Genomic DNA, 24,395 nt, shown 5'->3' with positions numbered 1-24,395 from the left:
CACGAAGTGGGGAGAGGGTTGGGGTGAGGGGCAACTGAAAACTCTAGCTCACCACCAGATCGTCTCGATGAATCATCTCATCACGGCCACGGTAGCCTAGCAAGGCCGCAATCTCTTTCGATTTGTGGCCCATGATCAGCTTGGCATCGGCGGCGTCATAGGCGGCGAGGCCCCGGGCGATCTCGTTGCCGTCCTTGTCGACGACGAGGACAGCGTCGCCGCGTTCGAAACGCCCTTCGACCCGGATGATGCCGGCGGGCAGCAGCGAGCGTCCGCCTTTCAGCGCAGCCAGCGCGCCGTCATCGACCACCAGCTTGCCCTTGGCCTTCAGCGAGCCGCCGATCCAGCTCTTGCGCGCCGTCTTGGGGCCGCTTGCGGGGAGGAACCAGGAGCAGGTGCCGCCATCGAGAATTGCCTGCAGCGGGTTCATCTTCTTGCCGCTGGCGATGACCATGCGGCAGCCGGCCGACATGGCGATACGCGCGGCGGCGATCTTTGTCACCATGCCGCCCGAGGAATAACCCGTGGGGGCGACGCCAGCCATGGCTTCGATCTCGTTGGTAACTTCGGTAATTTCGCCGATGAAGGCCGCGTTCTTGTCCTTGCGCGGGTCGGCGGTATAGAGGCCGTCAATGTCGGAGAGAAGGACCAGCGTGTCGGCGCTGATCATCGCCGCCACACGGGCCGCCAAGCGGTCATTGTCGCCGAACCGGATTTCGCTGGTCGCCACCGTATCGTTTTCGTTGATGACGGGGACGGCACCCATTTGCAGCAAGGCATTGAGCGTCGAGCGGGCGTTGAGGTGGCGGCGGCGCTCCTCCGTATCGTCAAGCGTGAGCAGAACCTGGGCGACTGTGATGCTGTGGCGAGCCAGGGTTTCCTGATAGGCGTGCGCCAGGCGGATCTGCCCCGTAGCAGCGGCGGCCTGTTTTTCTTCGAGGCGCAAGGCGCCGTCGATGAGGCCGAGATGACGCCGGCCGACCGCGATGGCACCGGATGAGACCAGCAGAACTTCCTTGCCGGCCGCGCGCAAGGCCGCGACATCATCGGCCAAGGCGTCGAGCCATTTGCGGCGGATACCGCCCGTCTCGTCATCGACCAGCAGGGCCGAGCCGATCTTGACGACGATGCGCCTGGCGCTGCTGAGTGAACGCTCTTTGCTGGATATCTTCTTCTTGTCACTCATGGAGCGCTTCCCCTACCCCTCACCCCGACCCTCTCCCCGCCGGCGCGGAGCGAGGGAGTTTCGACCGAGCCTTTCAGCAACCCCTCGCCCCGCTTGTGGGGAGAGGGTTGCGGTGAGGGGTCCTTCCCCACCCTATTACCTCACACCTCGATCTCGATTCCCGACATGGTTTCCGCCTGTTCGGCGGCTTCGCGCGCCTTATCCGCGTCGATGATCTCCAGCATCTTGCGCATCAGCTCAGTGACGCCCATGCCGGCGGCACCGGAGACGCGGTAGACAATTTGGCCCTTCCTAAGCTTGGCCGCTTTCTTAAGAGCGGCGGCTTTCTCTTCGATTTCCTCTTCCATCAAGGCATCGATCTTGTTCAAGGCCACAAGCTCGGTCTTGGCCGCGAGTTCGGGGCTATAGGCCTTGAGTTCCTTGCGGATCGTCTTGTAAGCACCGGCTACGTCTTCCTGCGTACCGTCGATAAGATGCAGGAGCACACGGCAGCGTTCGACATGGCCGAGGAATTTGGTGCCCAAACCAGCACCTTCATGAGCCCCCTCGATCAGACCCGGAATGTCAGCAAGGACGAATTCGCGCTCGTCCACATGGACGACGCCGAGCTGCGGCTTCAATGTGGTGAACGGATAGTCGGCAATCTTCGGCCTGGCGCGCGAGACGGCAGCCAGCATGGTCGACTTGCCGGCATTGGGCAGGCCGACCAGACCCGCATCGGCAATCAGCTTCAGCCGTAACCAGACCCAGCGCTCCTCACCCGGCCAGCCTTGGCCGGCAATGCGCGGCGCCTGGTTCGTCGAGGATTTGAAATGCGCATTGCCGAAACCACCATCGCCGCCGCGACACAGGACGATCCGCTCGCCCGGCTTCATCAGATCGAACAGCAGCGTTTCCTTGTCCTCGTCGAAAATCTGCGTGCCTACCGGCACGCGCAGCACGATGTCCTCGGAATCCTGGCCGGAGCGCACCTTGCCCATGCCATGATAGCCGCGCCGCGCTTTGAAATGTTGCTGGTAGCGATAGTCGATGAGCGTGTTCAGATTGGGCACAACCTCGACGATGATATCGCCGCCGCACCCGCCATTGCCGCCATCGGGTCCACCGAATTCGATGAACTTTTCGCGCCGGAACGAGACGCAGCCGGCGCCGCCGTCACCGGACTTCACGAAAATCTTGGCCTCGTCGAGGAATTTCATGACCGCATCAATCCAGCATTGAAAAACGAAAAAGGGGAACGGCGTTTCCGCCATTCCCCTTGATCAAACCGCTCAGCGAATGGCCGCGCCCGTTATGGGCGCCGATGGCTCACTCGGCTGCCGGGAGTGCCACAGGCAGCACCGACACGACGGTACGACCGCCGACGCCGGTCTTGAAGGTCACGCGACCCGCCGCGGTGGCGAACAGCGTATGGTCCTTGCCCATGCCGACATTCTGGCCGGGGTGAACCTTGGTGCCGCGCTGACGGACGATGATATTGCCCGACGCAACGATCTCGCTGCCGGCCTTCTTCACGCCCAGGCGACGGCCAGCGCTATCGCGACCGTTGCGCGAGCTGCCACCGGCTTTTTTATGTGCCATTTGGGTCTCTCCCTAAATTCGATCAGGCTGGCCCTCAGGCCGCCTTGATGCCTTCGATCTTGAGCACCGTCACCAGCTGACGATGACCGCGCTTGCGGCGGTAATTGTGGCGACGGTTCTTCTTGAAGATCAGAACCTTGTCGGCCTTGCGCTGCTCGAGCACCTTGGCCGTCACCGAGGCACCGGCCACATTCGGCTTGCCCACGGTGATGTTACCGCCTTCGCCGACCATCAGCACATCGCCCAGCGTGACGCTGGCACCTTCTTCGGCCTCGAGCTTCTCGACGAGGATGATGTCGTTGGTGGCGACCTTGTATTGCTTGCCGCCGGTCTTGATCACTGCAAACATAATTGCCGTCCTAGAGGCGGGTCGCGACCGGTAGCCGCGCAGCGCCATTTCATGCCAAAAGCTTCGGGCCGCCGAAGGGCGACCCGTTCGCGGTGGGAAATAGACGTTCTCACCCCCGCCTGTCAACTTGATTCATGGCGGATTCGCGCGCCAAACCGAGCGGCACACCATCAACGCGCCTTACCCTAAGTCCTTGGTTTCAGGCCCCCAAGCCGCAAAATCTGGGTATCCGGCCGGGCAACTCTCCCCGCCTGTTCTAGGCCTACCACCGCGAAAGTCCCGGCTTCGCAGTCCAGCATCGCCGCTAAACGGCTGAATTTGTTTAGAATCGGATATTCGAGCCAGCTGAAATCGCGCGGCAGCTCCGCAAGGCCGGCGGCCCAAACGCAGGCATCGCGGAAGCGTCCGCCGCTATCGACGCCGCGCAGCCAGCCGCGCGGCCAGGGTTCCGCCGAACCTGGCAAACTGGGCCAATGGTTGGAGATAGCGGTCGGGCCGGGGCGCAACCGGACCCGATTCTCCAACCGTTCGATGACAAGCGCCCGGCCATCGGCTCCGGCCAGGCTGAAGAGGGCTGGCATGGACAGCTCGGTATCCCGCAATAGCTTCAATGCCTCGTCGAAATCCTTGGCATTTTCAAATACATAGCGCAGCAGGTGAGTGGGTGGAATGGCGGTGCGCCGGTCGACCCGGAAGCGTTCGACCACCCAGTCCAGGGGTTTGATGCCCGTCGCCAGCCGGATCGGCGGCTGATTATAGGCGGCGGCAAAACGTCCCGGCGCCAAGCCTGTGAGGACGCCGACAAAACCCGGCCAGGTCGCCTGCCACCAGGCACCGGCATCCGCCGCGTGCCGGACGATGGTCAGGGCCGGCCCCATGCCGTGCAACGGCCAGTCCAGCGTGCGCATGAGGCGGGGCCCCTGTACCATGCTGGAACAGGCCCATTCCGTACTGAGATTGAGTGCAAAGGCGCCGGAAAGGCCCGGGATGGCGGCAACGCGGCCAATCTCCGCCTTATATGGAGAGATATTGCGTGCAAGCCAGGCCTTCGAGCGCCGGTCCATCCAGGCCTGGACGGGCGCACTGACAAGGGCGCGGCCCGATTCCGCCATCAGCAGCACCTTTTCCGGCGCGAGCGCCGCCAGCCGGTCGAGGCTGGCCGAACCGAGATCGACAACCGGGATCCGCGGCAGTTCGACCCCGTCCATGCGCAAATCCCCTCTTCCTCGCCGGTTCAAGCGCAGAGGATCATCGTTAACCCTGAGCCGGGTCAAGCCGGGCTTGCGAAGAACGATTCACTTCGTTAGGTTCCGCGCGCGTCAAACGGCCCGGATAGGGAAGTTCCCCTGCGGAGGGGTGCCAGAGTGGCCGATTGGGGCAGTCTCGAAAACTGTTGTACGTTCACGCGTACCGTGGGTTCGAATCCCACCCCCTCCGCCACCGCTCAAAATGTCCGGCCCGGACACATGCGGCATGGACGCGAAGCAGTCGCCCCATGTCAGAAGATCGTCCGGTGCGAGCCTGGCAGGATCGGCGTCGGCCAGGATCTGCGGATTCAGACCCAGACGCGCAAACGCCGCCCGTAACGCGGCGACACCGGTGAAAACCACCCAGCGAAACCCGGCGCGATGAAGATAGAGCGTGAGAGCCACGATCATCGGGTGGGCGTTTCCCGGCAGAGCCGCGAGATTGCCGACTTCGATGACATGAGCCCAATCGACAGCATATCCCGCCAACGCGGCGATCGCATCTTCCACCGGTCGGTCGAGATACTGTTCATATAGAGGCGATGGCACGGCGCTTCACGCAGGCCGAGAGCGCAACGCATCTTGTCATCGGCACTTTTCATCGTGAACAGGTGCGGCATCAGGGCACGCAGGTCAGCATCGAAAGATTGGCGGAACCTTTCCTTGATAAGCGCTTCCGTCATCTTCCTTTCATCCGGTAAGCATTCATGCAGACGTGTCTGCAGCACTGCGTTCGGTCATCCGGTCAAAACAGTCGCACCTCGCCTTCCTGTCAGCAGAGCGTTCGACGCGCCGGACTTGAAAGAGATCTGCATCTGATTTCGTCCGGCCGACGCAGCGGACACTAGCGACCGTTTTTGACCGGTGGCTTTCGCGCGCCGCATTATTTGCCGTCAGATTCGGCCACGCTCGGCAATGCGGCGGCGATCGTCAACCGAGAGCGTGCCGCCGATATTCAGGAAAAAATCGGCCACGGCTGAAAAGAACCGGTCGGCCGATTGCTTGCGCAATTCGAGCGCATGCCGATAGGCGGCTTCGTCGAACGGCTCTTCGGCGAATTGCCGCAAGGAGTCGGATTGCGATTTGTTCAATTCGGCGAACAGGCGCTCGAGTTCGCCGTCCATCGCGTCAAACTGTTTCAGCATGGCTGTCCGCCCGCCGTCACTCAGGCCGTCAGCCAAGCGTTCGATCATGAGACCGGGTGGCGGTAGAGGCATCGGCGGCGGCGGTGGGCCGAATACATGCGGTGCCGCCGCCATACCCAGCAGGAAGACGTTCAAGACGAGAGAGACCAGGAGCAGTCCAGTCGCCATTTTGCTGCGCAGAAACTCGTCCATCTCAGCGAATACTCTGGTTAGAGATAAAACGTGTCGGCACAGATCATGAAGATTCCCGACACGTCATATTCTGCCGTCGCAGACATGAACCATCGACCGGACCCGAGCCCAGCCATCGCAACCACGACGAAGAGGGCGGCCTGCATCGCCGCCGACTGGCGTGGACGGAAAGAGGGCCGGACAGGATCGGCGGCAATCCCATCGAGCGATTTCTGCGCCGCGAGGATGCGCTCGGCAAGCCTTCCATCGCCAACGAGCGTCGTGCGATCGCCCAGAAACTCATCGACGAGCTTGGCATCTTCGAACTCAGCGCGCGCTGCGGCAGATGTCGAAAGAAGATCTTCGGCGCGCCGGCGGGCACCGACCGGCCAGTGCGCCAACGCTGTACCATATCTGCTCAAATCCTCGCCGAACGCGATCAACGATCTTGTTGCGACGATATTCCGCACCGCCGACTCATGGGTCGGGGAAGGCATGCTGCACATTGAGGCGGTCCCGTTTTAATTGGTCCCTGAGATTCTGTCGGCCCCTCTTTAGGAGCGACTCTACAGCCTGCACCGAGATACCCATCGCTACAGCTGTATCTTTACTACTATAACCTTCATGATAGTTCAGAAACAAGGCAACATATTGTGATCCCGGCAACAGGGCCATCGCGTCCCGCAGCTTGCGCATCACATGGCTGCGGTAAATTCTCGTCACCGCGTCTGCCTGATCGTCGGCCGGCTCCTCGACACCGTCGAGGCCGACATCCCGCCGCTTGCGCCGCAGATCCATGCAGCGGTTGTAGACCACGCGAAACATCCAGGACGTGAATTTCGCCTGCGTTCGACGCCATTGTTCGCGCTTGATCCATATCTGCAGAAACACGTCCTGAACAATATCCTCAGCCGCCGCCGCGTCGCCAACAAGCCGCATCGCCAGGCGCTGAGCCCGATAGACGTGGCGCGTCACCAACAAACGGTAGGCATGCTCGTCTCCCTCGCGCATGAGATCGAGAAGGTCTTCATCGGACATACCGTTGCCAGCCGGTCCCGCGCGCCCGCTACCGCTCAGAACAGTACTGGACTTCGCCACTGGCCGATCCAGGCCAATGCCACCTTCGATCGATTTAGAGTAGGACATTCAAATCCTTCGGCACTGCAGTCACCACGCCGGAATCGAACGTGCTTCCCTGCATTTGCGCAGATATGCGCCCCGCGACATCACGCCAGGCGTCCCGCATCGACCGCATCTGCCCGATCAACCGTTCAGCCGCCTTAAGCGGCTCTTTGCGGCGCGCAATTGCCAGAATCTGGAAGCTCGCGGTCAGGTAGAAGCGCGCGAGGCTGCCGATCAGCGGCGCTTCGATGCGCGAATCAAGCGCACCGCGCAACCCCAGCAGCCGCTGCGAGGCACGCTGCAGGCACACCAGTTCCTGATCGAGGCACCCGGCACTGCGCGCGTCGCGCGCCTTCAAGAGATCGACGATGACTGCTTCATAGATCGAAATAACCACATCGAGGATATTGGATCCGGCATGAGCCGAACGGTAGGCGCGGCTCGCGGCGCCCGAATTGTGCTTCATCTGCATCCCCCAAATATGCCGGGCTCAATCGTCACTGTCATCGAGCAAGATCGCTAGCTGTTCGCGAAGTCGGCTTGCGGTATTAATCTGCGCCTCGATCTTGGCGTAATACTCCGTCAGCCATTCGCGATAATCTTCCGTTCGTTGCTGAATGTTGCTGATCTCCGTCTCCATGTCGGTAATGCTGTCGTTCAGGCTGTCGACCAGCTCAGTGATCCTGGAATCGCTGTCGCCCGAATAAGTCCCGGCATAGTCCGTTATTGTGTCCGAAAGTTTCTGAGCCAGTCCCCGCGTGATAGATACATCCACCGATGCAGATTCTGCGCCAATGTAGGCAAAAACGATCCCTTCATAGGCTGTTCCCTCGGCACCTTCTATCCGGCTCCCGGTAATAGTGAACAGGCTATCATCGCCGCCAACGCTGGCACTGGCGATATTGCCGTCGGCATCGACGACGATATCCAGCGTGAAGTCGACCGAGTCACCGGTCGATCCGTTGTCGATAACAGAAAGCTCCGAGGACGATGTCTCGGCGGAAAACCGGAACAGTTTCTCGATCGCTTCGAGGTCAGATGAAAGAGCGTCGGCAAGGGTCGAGCTGTCGATAACGAGCTTGTTATCGGTGTCGAGCGTAATCCCTATGCCGGCCAGGGTCGCGCCGTCATCGGTCATCTCCGCAAGCAAGCTGGAGAGGTCATTGCTGAGACTCCGGACAAGGGCGTCGCCGAAGAGCACTGCATCGTCCGCGGCTTCGCCGTCGCTATTCGTTTCCTGCTGGGTCAGGATGAAATCCCGGACCGCATTATAAGCCTCGACGAACGTCTCGATGGCGGTGTTGATCCCGGCAAGATCCGCGCCAACGTCCAGCGTGATGGTAGTATCTTCATCGCCGCTGTAGAGATAGAGCGTCACTTCGTCGATGAGGTCATCGATCTCGTTGCTCGAGCGTGTCACGGAGATGCCGTCAACGGTCAGGATAGCCGGCTGCGCCGACTGCAACTCATTGCCGATTTCACCGGCCGCCGTTATGAGACCCAGTGTTTCCAGAACATCGCCGGAGCTGTCGCTCAGCGCAATCGTCTCGTTTGTCTCGCTGCCCGTCAGCACCAGCAGGTAGGACTCGTCGTCCAGCTTCAGAACCGACGCCTTTACGCCCGTATTGTCCGTCTCATAGTTGATCGCCGCGGCAATCTCATCGAGTGTCATGTCGCTGGTTATGTCGATGGACACCGCGGTATTGTCGCCCGCACTGAGAGAGATGGTGCCCGTGAGACCGAGTTCATCGCTGCGGCTGGCCTGATCGTCGCTGGCGATCTTATGCACCGTCGCTACTTGCTCGATGACGATGGAATAGCTGGCGATTTCGGCATTTGCGCCGACCGAGGCGCCCATGATATCGGTCGCTTCGGCCGTCCCACTGGCCGTCAATGTGACCGCCCGCTCCTCGAAAGCATCGGACTCGGTGGATGAGCCGGGATTGCGCAGCGCGTCGGCGGCTTCGGACAAGGTCAGCAGCAGCGCCTCCAGTTCCTGATAGGCACTGACGATCGTCTCGGCTTCCGTCACCTTCAGTTCGATCGTGTCTGCCGCGGCCGTCCTGACCGCGACGGCGGCTTCAACGAGCGCATCCGTGTCCAGTGCCACCGTCGCCGACGTAACGGCCGTGCCGCTCGTTGTGGAACCGCTTGATGAGACGACGCTCATGTTCCCTCCTTATATTCGCGCCAGTGCGTTTAGCGTGCCCGGAGTCCGCAGCGCGACCCGGGGCGAGACGCACGCTGCCGTGCGCCCCGCCCGAGCGGTTACTGCAGAAGTTTCGACAGACGCGTTGCCATGTCGTTGGCATGACTCAGCGCGGAGATGCTGGCATCGGTCAGCACTTCCGCCGTAGTCAGGTTCGACTGCTCTTCGGCCACGTCGGCATCCATGATGGCCGACTGGGCGGAACTCAGATTCTCGATCGATGTCTCGATCATCTGGCCACGATAGTCGAACCTGGACATCTGCGCACCGATGCTGGCACGCGCCGCCAGCAAAGTATCAATCGCCGCGTCGACCGCCGTTGCCGCAGTTTCGGCATTGGCCTGAGTATCGACGGTGGATGCATTGACAGCCAGCGCCGTCGCATCGATGTCGGCGATCGTGACAGTGAGGGAGTCCGTAGCGGCATCGGTCCCGAGCAGGAAATCGACACCCGTCGAAAATGCGGTGGTGCCATCGAGCAGGGATTCACCGTTAAAGCGCGTGCCACTGGCGATGCTGCCGATTTCCGAAATCAGCTGCGTGAATTCGGAGTTGATATAGGCGCGCTCATCGTCGGTAACGGCGCCCGACAAGGATTGCGACGCAAGCGTCTTCATACGCTGCAGGATGTCCGAGATACGCGCCGCGCCGCCATCGGCGGTTTGCAGCACGGACATGCCATGCGAAGCGTTGGTCGAGGCCTGTTGCAACACAGTCACGTCGGACTGCAGGCGAACACCGACCGCCAGGCCGGCAGCATCGTCCGACGCCTTGGTGATACGCGAGCCGCTCGACAGCTTGGCGACCGAGCTCGATTCCGTTGACGAGTTCAAATTGAGATAGCGCAAGGCGGTGTTGGCCGCCGTGTTTGTAGCGATGACAGGCATGAGATATCTCCACCCGTTGTGATGATTGGACCGGTGCCGGCCGTTTAGCCGGGCACGACCATCAACCCGGAGCGATTGCGAGTGCGGGCTGACTGTTAATTGAACGAGGTTCGGTTCCGATCCAGGCGCATATATTTTCGGCATTACATTGCCATATATTTCCGCGCCCATTGGCCGCAAATTGTGCGCCTGAGATGAAGGACTGCCTCGTTTAACTTGCAGTCGCACTCATCTGGGGATTTGCCATGTCGGTCAGCAGCACGGTCACCTCATTGACCAATTCCACTGCGGTCAGCACGTCCACCACCACGTCGACGACGACATCGAGCGAGAGCTCGGCACTTTTCGACAATTACGAGGCATTCCTGACACTGCTGACCACGCAGCTGCAGAATCAAGATCCGCTGGATCCGATGGATACAGCCGAGTTCACCAACCAGCTGGTGCAATACGCCGATGTCGAACAGGCAATCAAAACCAACGAGACGCTCGATAGTATTCTGAGCCTCACTTCGTGGAACACCAATACGCTGGCTCTCAGCTATGTCGGAAAGACCGTCGAATATGACAGCGAGTATGCCGCCTTGGCCGACGGATCTGCCACCTGGAATTATGAGCTGGATGACGACGCCAGTGCCGTCACCCTGACCGTCAAGGACCAGAACGGCAACGTCATCTACACCGAGAGCGGCGAGACGGATTCCGGCGACCACCAGTTCACCTGGGACGGCACGGACAGCGATGGCAATGTGCTGGAAGATGGCACCTATTCGCTGACAGTCACTGCGGTCGATAGCAGCGGCGCCGAAGTGGAAAGCTCCGTCACCAGCATCGGAAAGATCAGCAACGTCGACACCTCGGGCGACGAAATCGCCCTCTATGTCGGCGACATCGCCATCACGGTCGACGAAATCGTCGCGTTCGACGCCTGAGAGCGCACAGCCAACACCAACCGCGGAGAATATCCATGAGCCTTGGCAACGCCATCAATACCGCCGTCTCTGCGCTCAACGCGCAAAGCCAGGCTATTTCCATTATTTCCGATAACATCTCGAACAGCAGCACAGTCGGCTACAAGGCAACGACGGCAAGCTTCAGTTCCCTGGTGACGCAGAATTACAGCAGCTCCTCCTATGCCTCTGGCGGAGTCGCGGTCACTGACAGCCGCAATGTCGGCCTCCAGGGCCTGATCGAAAGCAGCACGATTTCAACCAACCTGGCCCTGGACGGGGGTGGGTTTTTCGTCGTCGGCGAACTAGGCAATAATGGTACGGCAGATATTGCCTATACCCGGAATGGGGAATTTTCTGCCGACAAGGATGGCTACCTTGCCACCAGCAGCGGCTATGTTCTCATGGGCTACCGCGTCGATGCCGATGGCAACGCGATCGACGGTGACGTGTTCACGACCGACGATCTGGAAGCGATCGACGTCGATATTGTCTCGGGCCTGGCCCAGGCCAGCAGCACGGTAACATTGTCGGCGGGCCTGCCAGCCGACGCGGCTGTCGGCGACAGCGTCTCGCTTGATGTGCAATTCTACGACAGCCTGGGTGTCGCTCACAGCACCACCCTGACTTACACGAAGACTGGTACCAACGAATGGCAGATGAGCTACGGCGACGCCACTGACCCGGACGATCCAACATCGGTCACCGGCACCAGCTCCGGCACCACTTATGACCTGGTCTTCGACACGTCCGGCAATCTCAGTTCGGTCTCGCCCTCGCCCGTCGAACTCACCTTCACTGGCATCACGTCCGGTGCCGCCAATGTCAGCCTGACGCTCGATATCCAGGATTCCGGCAGCCTGACCCAATATGCCGCCCAGGACGACGAAATCGATATTGAACTCTATTCGCTGGATGTGGACGGCGCGCGCTACGGTCGCTACACCAGCGTCGAGATCGACGAGGACGGTCTGGTCACCGCCAATTTCGACAACGGCCTCAGCCTCGCAATCTACAAAATTCCGGTTGCCACCTTCGCCAATCCTAACGCCTTGCAGGCGCTCTCCAACAATGTGTTCCTGCCGACCGTCGATTCCGGCAACTACATCTTGAAGGATGCCGGCGAAGGAACCGCGGGCCTCATCCGGTCTTCCTCGGTGGAGTCCTCCACCGTGGATATTGCGGATGAGTTCAGCCGTATGATCATCGCCCAGCAGGCCTATTCGGCCGCCTCGAAAGTCGTCACCACCGCCGACGATATGATCGACACGCTGATGAGCGCCATCCGCTGAGCGGGAGGGAGACGATGAGCAAGGATGCCAAGGGCCAACCGGCAGATCGTTCCGAGCTCGACCGGCTGCTCGCGCAGGCCAAGCAGACCGAGACAATTGCGGCCTTGGAGATCAAGGCGCTGTTGAGTTTGCGCTCGGAGAAGTCGCCCTGGACCTTGGCCCGGCAGATCCGCGCGCGTGGCCTGCTCGATGAACTCGACGTCGGCATCAAGAACCTGCTTGCGCGCCGGCGCGACCTGCAGCTTCGACTCAAAGTCATGTCGCACGCCGTTCAAGCCGCGCGGACTTACGCAAAGATCGGTCAGGCAATTCGATAGGCGGGAGGCCAACATGGCGGAATTCAACAATTGCAGCGACCTGTCGAACGCGCTCGATGCCCTAAGCACATTGTTGCGAAGGGAAATCGATGCGGTCGAGCATGACCAGATCAGCATTCTGCGCGATTCCGGTCGCACCAAAAAAGCCATCGCCAATCTGATGCGCGAGGAAATCGGGAGTGTGCTGGCCGCAGCCGCAGAGGGCGCCAAGCTGGGCGAAGTGCCGGATCTGGCAGGTTTGCGCGCCAATCTCATGGAGCTGGCTGCGCTTGCCGAACGGCACCGCCGGACCTTGGCTGGCGCCATCGATGCCTCCAGGCAGCGGATCAACGTGGTCGTCGACGCTCGACGCCGGGCCGCCATGACGCATGAGACCTATGGCGCCGACGCCATCGCACGGACCGGCATGATAAGCCGCCACTCGATGGTCACCAGTTCCACCAAAATCTGACTCGAAGGCTGAAGGTATCGTCATGACGCTGTCCAGCGCCCTGAACATCGCCGCTTCCGGCATGCGAGCGACACAAACAGCCATCTCGACGACGTCGAACAACATTGCCAATGCCGATGTTGACGGCTATACGAGAAAGACCGTTTCGCCGCAAACCGTCGTGGTGAGCGGGGTAGGCGCAGGCGTCTCTCTGTCGGAGATCCAGCGTCAGGTCGATGCCGGGCTCGAACGACGCACGAACGCAGCTCGCAGCGAAAGCAGCCTCGTGGCAATCGTCTCGGACTATCTCTCTCAGCTGACCAGCGCCATTGGCTCCACCACGGGCGACGACACGATCGCCAGCGCGATCGGCAATCTCACCAGCTCGCTGCAGAGCCTCTCGGTCAGCCCCAACAGCGCCAGCGAGGCGCAAAGCGTCGTGTCGAACTTGACCGATCTGGCAACGAGCGCCAACTCACTTACCGATTCCATTCAGGATCTTCGCGCCGACGCCGACCGGGCGATTGCCGACTCGGTGGATACGGTCAACGCATCTCTGGCGCGCCTGGATGAACTGAACGACCAGGTCCTGCGCGCCGCTGCCGCCGGCGCCTCCACCGCCGATCTGGTCGACGCGCAGATGCAGGAAATAGCCATTTTGTCCGAGCAGCTGAACATCAGCTATTACACCGACAGCAACGGCGCCATTTCCGTCTACGGCCCGGGCGGCACCGTCCTGCTAAACGACGATGTCCATGAACTTGATTATTCCACAACCGCCTCGATCGACAGCAACGACACGCTGGCCAATGGTTCGCTTTCCGGCATATCGGTCGGCGGCAAGGATATCACGAGCTTCATCAGCGGCGGCACGATCGGCGGCCTTCTGGAGGTGCGAGACGAAATCCTGCCGGCCCAGCAGGAGAGCGTCGATCTCCTCGTCGACCAGCTCGTGGCCGCGGCCAACGATGCGCAAAATGCCGGCACATCCGTACCAGCCCCCAATGCACTCACGAGTTCAGCAGCCGTCGAGGGCACCGCGGCGTTGAATGGCAGCGGCACGCTCCGGATCGCCGTTCTCGGCGATGACGGCTCGGTTCAATCCTATACCGACCTTGACCTCAGCAGCTACACGACTGTCGACGATCTTGTGGCCGCCATGGACGCCATCGGCGGTGTTTCGGCAACAATCGGCAGCGACGGCAAGCTCACTGTCTCGGCCGACGACAGCGCGATGGGGATCGGCCTCGCTCAAGTCTCCGGCGGTATCGGCAGCGACAACGTCTCGGTTTCGTCGGCGTTTGGCCTCAACGATCTCCTGATCAAAGATTCGTCCGGACATCTCAGCCTGCGTGAGGATATCTCCAGCGACCCGTCGCTTCTGGCTCGCAGTTCTTTGTCAACCGATGCCGCTCTGGCGGTCGGCGATGCCGGTATCGTCACCGGCGACAATTCGGCCGTCGCGGCGATGTTATCCGCCTTCACAACCGATCGGAATTTCGCCGCGACCGGCGATCTCGGGGCGGTTTCCGGGTCGTTGTCGGACTATGCCAGCGAAATCATCTCGCATATCGCCGTCCTCAGTGAAAACGCGGAGGCGAGCGCCGAGATCAAGGCCAATGCCCTCAGCAATCTGAGCGGCAGCCTCGCCAACGCCTCCGGCGTCAATCTCGACGAGGAAGCGGCCGAACTCGAGATTCTGCAAACAAACTACCAGGCGGCGGCAAACGTCATCTCGGTCATTCAGGAGATGTACGATACGCTCCTCAACATGGTCTAGGCAGCAGGATTTTAGATATGGATCGGATTTCGACCTTCAACCAGCAGCGCCTCTTCATCTCTCAAGCGCTTGAGGTGCAGAAGCGCTATGCCGCCGAGCAGACGCAGGAAGCGACATCGATCAAGTCGCTCACTTACGATGGCTATGGCGCCGATTCGCGCACGATCATCAGCCTCGAAACCGATTTAAAAATGGCAGATCAATATGTCAGCAGCGGCACGATCGTGGCTGCACGCGTGCAGGGCGCATATAGCGCGGTGACGTCGATCGTCGACATCACGACCTCTGCCCGCACCTGGCTTTCCAGCCTGCTTTCCGGCGCAACGGACGATATCAGTGGCGCCAATGTCCAGGCCATGGCCTATCTCGACGAAGTGGCATCGCTCCTGAACACCGATATCGATGGCTACTATGTCTTTGCCGGCAGTGCCTTGACAACGGCACCGGTCGATATCGGCAGCTATGCCGCGACCGATGCAGCTACCATCGATACCAGCTACTATCAAGGCAGCGCGAGTGGCGCCAGCTATGAGGCGGCGCCCGGCCTGACGATCGAATACAGCTCCAATGCCGGCGGTTCCGGCTTCGAGAAACTGATGCGCTCATTGAGCCTGGCGGCTCAGGCCAGCGAGGATCCTGCCGATCTCGACACGATGCAGGACGCATATGACCTGCTGGACCAAGCCATCGACGAGATCACTGTCGAGCAGTCGCGCCTCTCCGGTATTGCCAACAGTGTCGACGACGCCATGGACCGGAATGTCGACTTCCAGCTCTACGTCGACTCGCTGGTGGACGACCTCAAAAGTGTGGATGTAGCTGAGATCACGGCGAAGCTGTCAGCTACCGAGCTTCAGCTTGAGACGTCCTACAGCGTGCTGAAGGCGTTGCAGTCCATCAACCTATTGGACTATCTCTGAGCGTATCGGCGCCTTGGGAGGCTGCAAGCGCGTAAGACGTGCCAGCCCCGGCAGGAGCAGTGGCGACATTCCCGCCGCCGTCATGAGCAGATGTCGACCGAACGGCACGCGGATCATGCCGGACAATATGCGACCGCAGGCGAACTGACCGGCAAGCGCGCCGCGCATTCGGCGGTGATATTGTTTCGCGGTGTCTCCCGCCAGATACGCCTCCACGGCCTGGGTTGCCGTGTGCAGGGCGATCGACATACCGTCACCGGAAAAGGACGGCGTACAGGCCATCTGATCGCCCAGGCGGTAGATATTGTCGTTGCCGGCAGCATCGCGATGACGAAATCCGAACGGCAGGCGGAAAATCGCCAGCGGGCGTTCAAGTTCCGGTTCCGCTCCGCGCAGGCGGCAGTGCAGCAAGGCGTTCTCGGCACACAGCTCGCCGATGAGCCTGGGCCAATCCTTTCCCGACTTCGCGAAGCGCCCGCGACTTACCAGCAGGGACAGGTTCGCCCTCCCCTCACCTACGAGCTGGAGTCCAGCATAGCCGCCATCGAACATGGCAAGCTCGATATGACCCGACAATGCCTGGGTTTGCGCTGACGCGAGCCTGAGGTACGTCTTCAATCCGACCAGGTCATGACCCGCATGGGATGCTGCGCGCTCAGCGCCGCGCAGATCATGCTTCCCGCTGGCCAGGAACAGGGTGTCGGCGACGACCAAGCCGGCATCGCTGGTGAGTATCCGGAGCGGATGGCCGGCAGCAACTTCGCGCACACACCGGCCGCGAATGACTTCCGCCCCAAGCGCCATGGCTCGGCGCAGCAAGGCTTCGTCGAGCGTGTCGCGCGGAAGGCTGAGGCCGCGGAAAGGCAATTCCGCCGACACCATTCTGCTTCCGGCGGCAAGTCGGACATGGTCGATCGGGACCGCGCCTAGCGCCATCAGATCGAGGCCGAGCATTTGCAGATAGTTCTGCGCGGCGCCGCTTAGGAATTCGCCACAGACCTTATGCCTGGCTACGGACTCGCGTTCGATCAGGGTGACGGACCGGCCGGCACGCGCGAGCAGGCAAGCGGCGGCGGCACCAGCCACGCCGCCCCCAACGATGACGCGAGCGCGCCTCATGCCGGCATGACCTTGCAATGTCCGACTCCATAGCGGAACGGCATATGCCAAACGATGTCCGCCTCGACGCCTGCCAGGCCGATATAGCGCTCCCAATCGGCCCGTCTGAAACTCCGCAGAATGGAAACGGGGCCGTCATGGCGCACGAAACGATGCCATCCAGCCGTCGCCGCCCACAGGCGGAACAGATGATATGGCAGCGGATGGCGATGAAGATCGTTGACAAACCAGCCGCAAACGGCCTGGCGGTCCATCAGCCGCAGGAAGTCGACGATCTGCGCATCGCTCATATGATGCGTCACCAGCGACGATATGATGACATCGAAGCGGTCACCTGGAGACAAGGAGAAGATGTCGCCGGTTGTAAATTGTACCGGCATATCTGCAGGAGTTGCCTGCCTTGCCGCGACTTCACTGAGCGGGTTGAGATCGATGCCGGCGAGTTGCACCGCGATGCCGCGCCGCTGTGCCCATCGCCATATGGCACGCAGCATATCGCCCTGACCGAAACCGACATCGAGGATCGAAAGAGTCCGCCCCTTGGGCCAGGTTTCCGCCACACGGTTGAGCCATGAAAAAGTCGGGCGCTGCGCAAGTGTCAGCTTGTTGACGGTCGCAAGATCGCGTAGGCAGATGGCGAAATCCTCGGCGTTCACCGGCTCCGTATCCATCAGCTCGCTCAGATCATTGCGGCATGCGAACTGCATGGACATCAGGCCGCCATGGTGAAGCGCGCGGTTTCGGCGACCATGCCCGGCCCGAAGGCCATTGCCATCCCGCGCCCGCCCTGCTTCGCCTGACGCAGTATCCGCTCCAGCACGAACATGATGGTGGCCGAGGACATGTTGCCGAAATCATTGAGAATGGCACGCGAATGGGCGAGCGCCGCGGCCGGCAGCGCAAGGCCGGATTCGACCGCATCGAGTACGGAACGGCCACCGGCATGCACCGCCCATAGATCGACAGTCTGTGTACCCTCGCCCCTCAGGATTCCATCCGCGTCTCCCCTCCCCCGCTCCTGCCGCAGCGCCTGCGCGATCCGGCCGGGTACCTTTCCCGAGAGATGCATGTCGAAGCCCTGATCGCCGATCTTCCAGGTGATGAGGTCTTCCGTGGCGGGAATGATGACGGCGCGGAAATCTTCGAGTACCATGCCGCTCTCATCGGCCGAAATCAACGTCGCTGCGCAGCCGTCGCCGAAAATGAGGAAAGACAGCATCGCTTCTAGGTCATCCGTTTCCTGCAGGTGCAGCGAACAGATTTCGACATTGACGACAAGCACCCGCGCCGAGGATTGCGAGCGGACGATATGATGAGCGGCCCGGAGCGCTGGAATAGCGGCCGAGCAACCCATGAAGCCGATCATTTGACGCTCGACGTCGGGTGAAAGATGCAACCGGCCGGCAAGCTGCAGATCCAGCCCCGGCGCGCTGAATCCGGTGCAGGAGACGACGATCAAATGCGTGATGCCAGCTAAGCCGGCACCCAGTTCCAGCTTTGCGATGGCAGCTTCAGCCAGCGCCAAGGCGTGCTGAACATAGAGTTCCATCCGCCGCGCCGTGCCTGGAAATTGGCCGAACCGGTAGAAATCGTCAGCATCGACGGACGCAGCGCCCGGGGCGGCGATCGGCAGGGCGGAATAGCGGTGGGTGATGCCGCTGCGCTGTGCTGCCCTGTCGAACAAGCGTGCGTGCCCCGGATCGGCCAGCATCCTGCGCGCATGGGCGATAAAGCCAGCGTGGACGTCATGGGGCGGCACGGCAACGCCGATGCGGTTGATATGGGCTTTGTGCATGGTGATCACGCTCTGCTCTGTCATACGGTTGCGAAATCGGAGGCGTTACGGGGCTGCCAATCTTTGATTTACCCGCTAGACTTAAACGGAAATCAACGCCGATCGCGTGAATTGGTTCACAGCTTCGTGATCGGGGCCTGAACGCAGAGGGTTAAGACCAGACAATAGAGGATCACATGGTTGCCTATTGCATTGTCTACGAACATGTCGACGATCCTGCGACTTTCGATATCTACCGCTCGCAGGTCATCCCGACGATCGAGGCCTTTGGTGGGAAATTCCTGGTCCGTGGCGGGAAATTCACCGCACTGGAGGGCGAAATGCCGTTCGAGCGCATAGCCATGCTGGAATTTCCCAGCCGCAAGGCGGCCGAGGATTGGTACAACTCGCCGGAATACCAGCGTATCCTACCTTATCGCCTGCAATCCACACGCTGTCAGTTTATCGTCGCCGATGGAATATAGGGCGGGAACTAGAGGGCGGACGCGACCTGACGCCTGAGCAGGAGAGCGACGGCGAGCGCCGCGATCCACAAGGTCGCGGTCGCTGAATATGAAACTGCACCGAATCCAGCATGGGTATAGACGCTGCCAAAAACAGCGCCACCGAGGCCGACCGCCACATAAGTGATGAAGGAGAACAGCCCCATTGCCGTACTGCGCGCACTCGCCGGTGCCGAGCCAATGAAGCTGACCAGCACGTTCATGCAGATATGGTTGGCAAAACCCCAGATGAAGGGAAAAGCCAAGATCGACCATATCGCCAGAACCGCATAGGGTAGGATCAGATAGTTGATGCCGACCAGGAAAAGCGACAGCGCCATCAGCCGCACCGGTCCCATGCGATCCAGCCAGGCATTGCCGAGCACTGCGGCGCCGAAACCAACACCGTAGGAGCAGGCCAGCGCACCGCCCAGCCAGGCACCGGCGTGATGCAGGTGCCGGACATGGTCGCCGACAAAGGTATACGTCTGATAGAAGCCGATCATGTAGGCAAAAGTGGCCACGAAGCAAAGCTTCATGCCCGGCACTTCAAACACGCGCGCATAGGCGACCCGTTCCGCCGCAATCGTACCGCTGCCGCGTGGCAGCACCCCGATCAGAACCACCATGGCGGCGCAGATGGCGGTCATCAGCGCGAATGTACTGCGCCAGTCGATGAGGTCGGAGAGGAAAGCCGCCAGCGGAATGCCGCCGACCATGGCCACCGACCAGCCGAAAATAACCTTGCCGATGGCGCGTGAGCGCCGTTCGGGCGCCGATAGTTCCGCTGCCAGCCCATAGATGGCAGGCAGGATGATGCCGGCGGAGAGGCCCGTCACGGCCTGGCCGATTACAAGCAGACGCCAATCCCATGCCAGGCCGCACAGTGCCAGCCCACACCCCATGGTACCGAAAGCAGTGCGGATCGCGCTGGCCTTGCGCCACTGGCCCAGCTTCGGCGCGGCCAACAAGGCCGCCGTCGCCACGCCGATGCCGTAGGCACCGGTCGCAAAGCCGATCTCCCGCGGTGTTGCCAGCAACGCCGCTGCGATGTCCGGCAGCAGAGGCGACAGCATCAACGCCTGTATCCCCACAGCGGCGATCGCGACCATCAGGATTGTCAGGGCGGTGTTCTCGGAAATCGACCGCTGCGACATTTTAATGAATTTTCTTCCTACGATTACCTATATCTCCGTACCAAGTTAGCCATATAATGGCAATTACCGAATACACAAAATTTTCTTGGCCGAACCAAATTAGAAAGCCCTGCCATATGGATGCGACAGACCGAAAGCTGTTAGCCCTTCTGTCCGAAGATGCCGGGGCCGCCTACCGCGACCTCGGCGAAAAGCTCGGCCTGTCCGCCCCGTCTGTCTTCGAGCGGGTGAAGAAATTGAAGGCGCAAGGCGTGATCAAGCGGACCACGATCGCCATCGACGGGGAGGCGATCGGGCGCCCTCTGCTTGCCTTCGTCCATGTGAACAGCGAAGGTTGGGGCAAGACTCCGGAATTGATGGCCCTGCAGGACGATCCACGCGTCGAAGAAATCCATGCCGTGGCTGGCGACACCTGCATGATCCTGAAAGTCCGCTGCGAAAGCACGCGCGCGCTGGAGGAACTGTTGAAACGGATCTACGGCGTGCCCGGCATCAAGGGGACGCGATCCTATATCGCCCTCAACACCTACCTCGAGCGCAACGCGCGGACCGAACTGCTGGGTGTTCAGTAGTAGTCCGCCTCGCGCCCTTTAAACTCCTGAATCGTGTTGCCGCCATCGACCACGAGCATCTGGCCCGTCACATAGGATGCGCCTTCACTTGCCAGGAATGCCGCCGCGGCAGCCACTTCCGATGGACGGCCAGGGCGTTTCGCCGGAGAGTTGCGCCCGGCAATGACTTCAGATCTGGACGACGACCCGGTTTCGATCCAGCCCGGCGCGACGGCGTTCACGGTGACGTTCTTGTCGGCAACTTCAATGGCCAATGCCCGCGTAAGGCCGACCATGGCTGCCTTCGCCGCCGAATATCCGGCACTCCGCGGATTGGTGACGAGCGGTCCGGTCACCGACGCGACATTGACGATACGGCCATATTTCCGCTTGAGCATTTGCGGGATCACGGCGCGCGTCACGTGGAAGCAGGTATTGAGGTTGATATCCATCGTCCGCAGCCATTCGTCCGGCGCGATCTGGTGAAAGAGGCGTGCCCGCTCGCGCTTGCCGGTCTGGATCATCCCGGCATTGTTGACGAGAATATCGATCTTGCCGAGCTTGGCGTTCACCTCGGCAATGAGGCCCGCGACTGCATCCGGATCGGTCAGGTCCGCCATCAGGGCAATATGCGCCCCCTTGCCGCCCAGCTCGCGCAGCCTCTCCTTGATGCGAGCGGTGGTAGACGTGATCGCCACGCGGGCGCCAGCTTCAGCCAAAGCGCGTGCCGTGGCAAAGCCGATCCCATCGGCGCCGCCGGCCCCGGTGATCAGTGCGATCCGTCCCTTCAATTCCGCCTCCTCAGGTTTCAGTCCAGGCGGAATTCTAGCGGTCCGCCTTTTCATTTGACAGGCCAACCGGGCAGTCCTACGAACGCGACAACGGGCTGCGCCAAAAGCGTCCGCCACGGCAAGGAATCGTAACATGAACCGGGCACAATCCAACCCTGCGGAGCCTCCCAGTACGGGCTCCCGCACCGCCAGCGACCCGGTCTCATCCGCAAACACAGGCCATTTCTAGCACCTGTTTTTGCCGATGCCTTCGGGTCGAACGTCATTTTCGTTTACCCCAGGAGGCAGGCATGATCACCGCCTATGTTCATCAGGAAGGTTCGCTCAACAAGCTCATCGTGAGTGGGCTGGAGACCCGCGCCGTCGTCGCCAATGTCCCGGCCGCCGACATCCTGCCCAGTCGGCTGCAAGCGGCGGCGGACCACGCCGCAGAAACGCTACCTCGCGAGTCCATCTGGGTTGACCTGCTGGAACCCAGCGCGACGGAAATCCAGGCAGTCGAGGCAGCTTTCGGGATCGAGGTGCCGACCCGTGAAGAAATGCAGGAGATAGAGGTCAGCAGCCGCATCTACGATGAAGGCGACAGCCTCGTCATGACGGCGCCTGTATTGCACAAGGCAGCGACCGAACATCCGGAGAGCGGCGCCGTGACCTTCATCCTGACACCCACGTCGCTGATTACCGTTCGCTTCGTCGATCCCCTGCCCTTTTCGATTTTCGCGCGCCGGGCCCAGCGCCATGTCCATCTGGCCGCCGGGCCCCAGCAAATCCTGCTGGGCTTGCTGGAAGGCATCGCCGACCGTCTGGCCGACGTGCTGGAACTGGCGGCAGCGGACATGGAGCAGGTCTCGCGCGATATCTTTGCCAAGCAGGCGCAGCCGGGGGCGCAACGGCGCCCGCGCAAAGGCGTTGCCGGACAGAAGGGCGGCAGCCTGCAGGATGTGCTGCGCCGGATCGGACGCAATGGCGATCTCGCCACCAAGGCACGCGAAAGCCTGCTGGGATTGAGCCGCATCGTTCTCTTCCTCAATGCGCAGAACAGTATGAAGAAGGATGCCAAGCAGCGCATCAAGACGCTGTCGCGCGACATTGCATCGATCGCCGATCACGCAACATTCCTCGCCGGCAAGATCAACTTCCTGCTCGACGCCACGCTCGGCCTCATCAATATCGAGCAGAACGCCATCATCAAAATCTTCACGGTGGCGGCGGTGGCCTTCCTGCCGCCGACCTTGATCGCCAGCATCTACGGCATGAATTTCGAGTTCATGCCGGAGCTGCACTGGCAGCACGGCTATCTGGTGGCTATCGGTTTGATGGTGCTGTCGGCCGTGCTGCCCTTCTGGTATTTCCGCAAGCGCGGCTGGCTGTAGACATTTTCGCGGCACTGCAGCAGGTCTTTCGCCTCAAGGACTTAAGGGCTCTTTCTGCCACCCCCTTGCTATTCCCCCGGGGCAGTCGCTATCAATGGCGCCTTCCTGGCCCCAAGGCGGCCGCAGCAGAAGGACAGAGTGCACGCATCATGGAATTATCGGAAGCCGGCTTGCCGAAGGCGCAAGTCGAGGCGATGACAAAGCGAGAAACCGACCGCTACATCCAATCCAACCCGATCTCGCAGAAGCTGGGCGTCGATGCCCGCGCCAACTGGATCAAGGGCGTTCCGCATCACTGGATGCTGGATTGGTCGACCCCCTTCCCTCTCTTTGTCGCCGATGCCAAGGGCGCCACACTCACCGACGTCGACGGCCACACTTACGACGATTTCTGTCTGGGCGACACCGGGTCCATGTTCGGTCACTCGCCGGAACCGGTCGCCAAGGCGATCGCCGCGCAGTCTTCGCACGGCCTCACCTACATGCTGCCGACCGAGGACATCATTGCGGTGGGCAAGCTGCTTGAGCGGATGTTCGGCCTGCCCTTCTGGCAGGTAACGACGACCGCCACCGATTCGAACCGCTTCGTGATCCGCTGGTGCCGCGCCATCACCAAGCGCACCAAGGTTCTGGTCTTTCACGGCGCCTATCACGGTGCCGTCGACGATACCTTCGTGCGCCTCAAGAACGGCAAAGCAATCCACCGCCCGGGCCTCATCGGCCAGGTCTATGACCTCACCACCCATACCAAGGTGGTCGAGTTCAACGATGTGGCGGCACTGGAGGCAGCGCTCAAGGACCGCGATGTCGCCTGTGTCATCACCGAACCGGCGCTGACCAATATCGGCATGGTGCTGCCGCAGCCGGGTTTCCTCGACGCACTGCAGGAACTCTGCCGCAAGACCGAGACGCTCTTGGTTATCGACGAGACGCATACCATTTCGGCCGGTTACGGCGGTTACACGCGCTCGCACAATCTGAAGCCGGACTTCCTCACTTTAGGCAAACCCGTGGCCGGTGGCCTGCCGACGGCCGTCTTCGGCTGCACCGCCGCGATCGCTGAACGCATGCGCGCGGCGGAGAAGGAGGCCGGGCCAGGTTACAGTGGCATGGGTACGACTCTGTCGGCCAATGCCCTGCAGTTCAAGGCGATGCGCGCCAATCTCGAGCAGGTCATGACGCCTGCTGCCTACCAGCACATGTTGCCATTGTCGGAAAAGCTCGCGCGTGGGATCGAGGGCGAAATAAAGAAGCGCAACATCCCTTGGCACGTGTCGAATGTCGGTGCCCGCGCTGAATTCGTCTGCGCGCCGGACCGGCCACGCAATGGCACCGAGGCGCAGGCGGCGATGCATGGCCCGGTCGAGCTCGCCGTGCATCTTTACCTGCTCAACCGTGGTCTGCTGATCGCACCTTTCCACAACATGACGCTGGTCAGTCCGGTAACGACCACGGCGCAAGTGGATCGGCTGGTCGCGACCATCGGCCAGTGCCTGGATGAATTGGCCGCCTGAACGGCGCCGCAAATCTCTATTTGGGGG

27 protein-coding genes, 1 tRNA gene and 1 pseudogene are annotated in these 24,395 nt (G+C 61.2%); 11 read left to right on the top strand and 18 right to left on the bottom strand.

Translation table 11 applies throughout. The features are described from left to right. Positions 1-43: 43 nt before the first annotated feature. The 5 genes from proB to ACE3TY_RS08075 all read right to left on the bottom strand — a co-directional run bounded on the left by proB (position 44) and on the right by ACE3TY_RS08075 (position 4,324). Positions 44-1,186 carry a glutamate 5-kinase gene (gene proB / locus ACE3TY_RS08095; RefSeq protein WP_374652518.1) on the bottom strand — a complete coding sequence of 381 codons (1,143 nt, stop codon included), beginning with the start codon at positions 1,184-1,186 and terminating at the stop codon, positions 44-46. Between the two features lie 140 nt (positions 1,187-1,326). After that, on the bottom strand, positions 1,327-2,385 hold the full coding sequence (gene obgE / locus ACE3TY_RS08090) for a GTPase ObgE (RefSeq protein WP_374652517.1): 1,059 nt from the start codon (positions 2,383-2,385) through the stop codon (positions 1,327-1,329). A gap of 109 nt (positions 2,386-2,494) precedes the next feature. Beyond that, positions 2,495-2,767, bottom strand: a complete 273-nt coding sequence (rpmA, locus tag ACE3TY_RS08085) for a 50S ribosomal protein L27 (protein ID WP_374652516.1) — start codon at positions 2,765-2,767, stop codon at positions 2,495-2,497. 34 nt (positions 2,768-2,801) lie between these two features. Then, positions 2,802-3,116 carry a 50S ribosomal protein L21 gene (rplU, locus tag ACE3TY_RS08080; protein ID WP_374652515.1) on the bottom strand — a complete coding sequence of 105 codons (315 nt, stop codon included), beginning with the start codon at positions 3,114-3,116 and terminating at the stop codon, positions 2,802-2,804. 185 nt (positions 3,117-3,301) lie between these two features. Further along, positions 3,302-4,324, bottom strand: coding sequence for a hypothetical protein (locus ACE3TY_RS08075; protein WP_374652514.1), 1,023 nt, complete (start codon positions 4,322-4,324; stop codon positions 3,302-3,304). Positions 4,325-4,466: 142 nt separating this feature from the next. On the opposite strand from ACE3TY_RS08075, the gene ACE3TY_RS08070 reads away from it, so the two are divergent. Continuing rightward, positions 4,467-4,556 (top strand) — tRNA-Ser (locus tag ACE3TY_RS08070). A gap of 77 nt (positions 4,557-4,633) precedes the next feature. On the opposite strand, the pseudogene ACE3TY_RS08065 reads toward ACE3TY_RS08070, so the two are convergent. The 8 genes and pseudogenes from ACE3TY_RS08065 to ACE3TY_RS08030 all read right to left on the bottom strand — a co-directional run. Beyond that, positions 4,634-4,873, bottom strand: a pseudogene (locus tag ACE3TY_RS08065) (thermostable hemolysin); the annotation flags it as partial. Continuing rightward, positions 4,771-5,046, bottom strand: a complete 276-nt coding sequence (locus ACE3TY_RS08060) for a thermostable hemolysin (RefSeq protein ID WP_374652513.1) — start codon at positions 5,044-5,046, stop codon at positions 4,771-4,773. The gene ACE3TY_RS08060 and the pseudogene ACE3TY_RS08065, both read right to left, overlap by 103 nt. Positions 5,047-5,256: 210 nt before the next feature. Beyond that, positions 5,257-5,700, bottom strand: coding sequence for a periplasmic heavy metal sensor (locus ACE3TY_RS08055; RefSeq protein ID WP_374652512.1), 444 nt, complete (start codon positions 5,698-5,700; stop codon positions 5,257-5,259). A gap of 17 nt (positions 5,701-5,717) precedes the next feature. After that, entirely contained in the window at positions 5,718-6,122 is a 405-nt protein-coding gene (locus ACE3TY_RS08050) for a hypothetical protein (RefSeq protein WP_374652511.1), read from the bottom strand. 34 nt (positions 6,123-6,156) lie between these two features. Further along, positions 6,157-6,825: a sigma-70 family RNA polymerase sigma factor gene (locus tag ACE3TY_RS08045; RefSeq protein ID WP_374652510.1), complete on the bottom strand. Its 669-nt coding sequence runs from the start codon at positions 6,823-6,825 to the stop codon at positions 6,157-6,159. Then, positions 6,812-7,267 (bottom strand): flagellar protein FliS, encoded by a 456-nt coding sequence (locus tag ACE3TY_RS08040; RefSeq protein ID WP_374652509.1) that lies wholly within the window; start codon positions 7,265-7,267, stop codon positions 6,812-6,814. The genes ACE3TY_RS08045 and ACE3TY_RS08040 overlap by 14 nt, the downstream gene beginning before the upstream one ends. A gap of 24 nt (positions 7,268-7,291) precedes the next feature. Further along, complete coding sequence (gene fliD, locus ACE3TY_RS08035) at positions 7,292-8,971, bottom strand: flagellar filament capping protein FliD (protein WP_374652508.1); 1,680 nt, start codon at positions 8,969-8,971, stop codon at positions 7,292-7,294. A 98-nt stretch (positions 8,972-9,069) separates the two neighbouring features. Next, positions 9,070-9,897: a flagellin gene (locus tag ACE3TY_RS08030; RefSeq protein ID WP_374652507.1), complete on the bottom strand. Its 828-nt coding sequence runs from the start codon at positions 9,895-9,897 to the stop codon at positions 9,070-9,072. 245 nt (positions 9,898-10,142) lie between these two features. Here ACE3TY_RS08030 and ACE3TY_RS08025 point away from each other — a divergent pair, with 245 nt between their 5' ends. From ACE3TY_RS08025 to ACE3TY_RS08000, 6 genes are read left to right on the top strand one after another with little or no spacing between them, the layout of a single operon-like run. Further along, positions 10,143-10,829, top strand: a complete 687-nt coding sequence (locus ACE3TY_RS08025; RefSeq protein WP_374652506.1) for a flagellar hook assembly protein FlgD — start codon at positions 10,143-10,145, stop codon at positions 10,827-10,829. Between the two features lie 35 nt (positions 10,830-10,864). After that, positions 10,865-12,139: a flagellar hook protein FlgE gene (gene flgE, locus ACE3TY_RS08020; protein WP_374652505.1), complete on the top strand. Its 1,275-nt coding sequence runs from the start codon at positions 10,865-10,867 to the stop codon at positions 12,137-12,139. A gap of 14 nt (positions 12,140-12,153) precedes the next feature. Next, positions 12,154-12,456 (top strand): hypothetical protein, encoded by a 303-nt coding sequence (locus ACE3TY_RS08015; protein ID WP_374652504.1) that lies wholly within the window; start codon positions 12,154-12,156, stop codon positions 12,454-12,456. A gap of 13 nt (positions 12,457-12,469) precedes the next feature. After that, positions 12,470-12,907, top strand: a complete 438-nt coding sequence (locus tag ACE3TY_RS08010) for a hypothetical protein (protein WP_374652503.1) — start codon at positions 12,470-12,472, stop codon at positions 12,905-12,907. A gap of 22 nt (positions 12,908-12,929) precedes the next feature. Next, the gene (flgK, locus tag ACE3TY_RS08005; RefSeq protein WP_374652502.1) at positions 12,930-14,666 is read left to right on the top strand and encodes a flagellar hook-associated protein FlgK; all 1,737 of its coding nucleotides are present in this window, start codon (positions 12,930-12,932) and stop codon (positions 14,664-14,666) included. A gap of 17 nt (positions 14,667-14,683) precedes the next feature. Beyond that, positions 14,684-15,586: a flagellin gene (locus ACE3TY_RS08000; protein ID WP_374652501.1), complete on the top strand. Its 903-nt coding sequence runs from the start codon at positions 14,684-14,686 to the stop codon at positions 15,584-15,586. Here the strand turns inward: ACE3TY_RS08000 and ACE3TY_RS07995 are convergent. The 3 genes from ACE3TY_RS07995 to ACE3TY_RS07985 are packed head-to-tail and all read right to left on the bottom strand — an operon-like array spanning position 15,569 to position 18,524. Continuing rightward, positions 15,569-16,705 (bottom strand): NAD(P)/FAD-dependent oxidoreductase, encoded by a 1,137-nt coding sequence (locus ACE3TY_RS07995; protein ID WP_374652662.1) that lies wholly within the window; start codon positions 16,703-16,705, stop codon positions 15,569-15,571. The two genes, ACE3TY_RS08000 and ACE3TY_RS07995, sit on opposite strands and share 18 nt — an antisense overlap. Beyond that, entirely contained in the window at positions 16,702-17,418 is a 717-nt protein-coding gene (locus ACE3TY_RS07990) for a methyltransferase domain-containing protein (RefSeq protein WP_374652500.1), read from the bottom strand. The genes ACE3TY_RS07995 and ACE3TY_RS07990 overlap by 4 nt, the downstream gene beginning before the upstream one ends. Next, entirely contained in the window at positions 17,418-18,524 is a 1,107-nt protein-coding gene (locus tag ACE3TY_RS07985) for a type III polyketide synthase (protein WP_374652499.1), read from the bottom strand. Before ACE3TY_RS07985 ends, ACE3TY_RS07990 begins: the two co-directional genes overlap by 1 nt. 152 nt (positions 18,525-18,676) lie before the next feature. On the opposite strand from ACE3TY_RS07985, the gene ACE3TY_RS07980 reads away from it, so the two are divergent. Continuing rightward, a complete protein-coding gene (locus ACE3TY_RS07980) occupies positions 18,677-18,964 on the top strand; it encodes a DUF1330 domain-containing protein (protein WP_374652498.1) in 288 nt (95 codons plus the stop codon). Between the two features lie 8 nt (positions 18,965-18,972). Here ACE3TY_RS07980 and ACE3TY_RS07975 read toward each other — a convergent pair whose 3' ends face one another. After that, a complete protein-coding gene (locus ACE3TY_RS07975) occupies positions 18,973-20,139 on the bottom strand; it encodes an MFS transporter (RefSeq protein ID WP_374652497.1) in 1,167 nt (388 codons plus the stop codon). Positions 20,140-20,255: 116 nt separating this feature from the next. Between ACE3TY_RS07975 and ACE3TY_RS07970 the strand changes: the two genes are divergently transcribed. Further along, positions 20,256-20,711, top strand: a complete 456-nt coding sequence (locus tag ACE3TY_RS07970; protein WP_374652496.1) for an Lrp/AsnC family transcriptional regulator — start codon at positions 20,256-20,258, stop codon at positions 20,709-20,711. Here the strand turns inward: ACE3TY_RS07970 and ACE3TY_RS07965 are convergent. Continuing rightward, positions 20,705-21,481, bottom strand: coding sequence for an SDR family NAD(P)-dependent oxidoreductase (locus ACE3TY_RS07965; RefSeq protein WP_374652495.1), 777 nt, complete (start codon positions 21,479-21,481; stop codon positions 20,705-20,707). The genes ACE3TY_RS07970 and ACE3TY_RS07965 overlap by 7 nt on opposite strands. 290 nt (positions 21,482-21,771) lie before the next feature. Between ACE3TY_RS07965 and ACE3TY_RS07960 the strand changes: the two genes are divergently transcribed. Continuing rightward, the gene (locus ACE3TY_RS07960; protein ID WP_374652494.1) at positions 21,772-22,854 is read left to right on the top strand and encodes a magnesium transporter CorA family protein; all 1,083 of its coding nucleotides are present in this window, start codon (positions 21,772-21,774) and stop codon (positions 22,852-22,854) included. Between the two features lie 149 nt (positions 22,855-23,003). After that, on the top strand, positions 23,004-24,368 hold the full coding sequence (locus ACE3TY_RS07955) for an aspartate aminotransferase family protein (RefSeq protein ID WP_374652493.1): 1,365 nt from the start codon (positions 23,004-23,006) through the stop codon (positions 24,366-24,368). The last annotated feature ends 27 nt before the right edge of the window (positions 24,369-24,395 follow it).

It is taken from the genome of Dongia sp. (assembly GCF_041918875.1).
In the GTDB taxonomy this organism is placed as follows: Bacteria; Pseudomonadota; Alphaproteobacteria; order Dongiales; family Dongiaceae; genus Dongia.
This window is presented reverse-complemented; position numbering and strand designations above follow the sequence as displayed.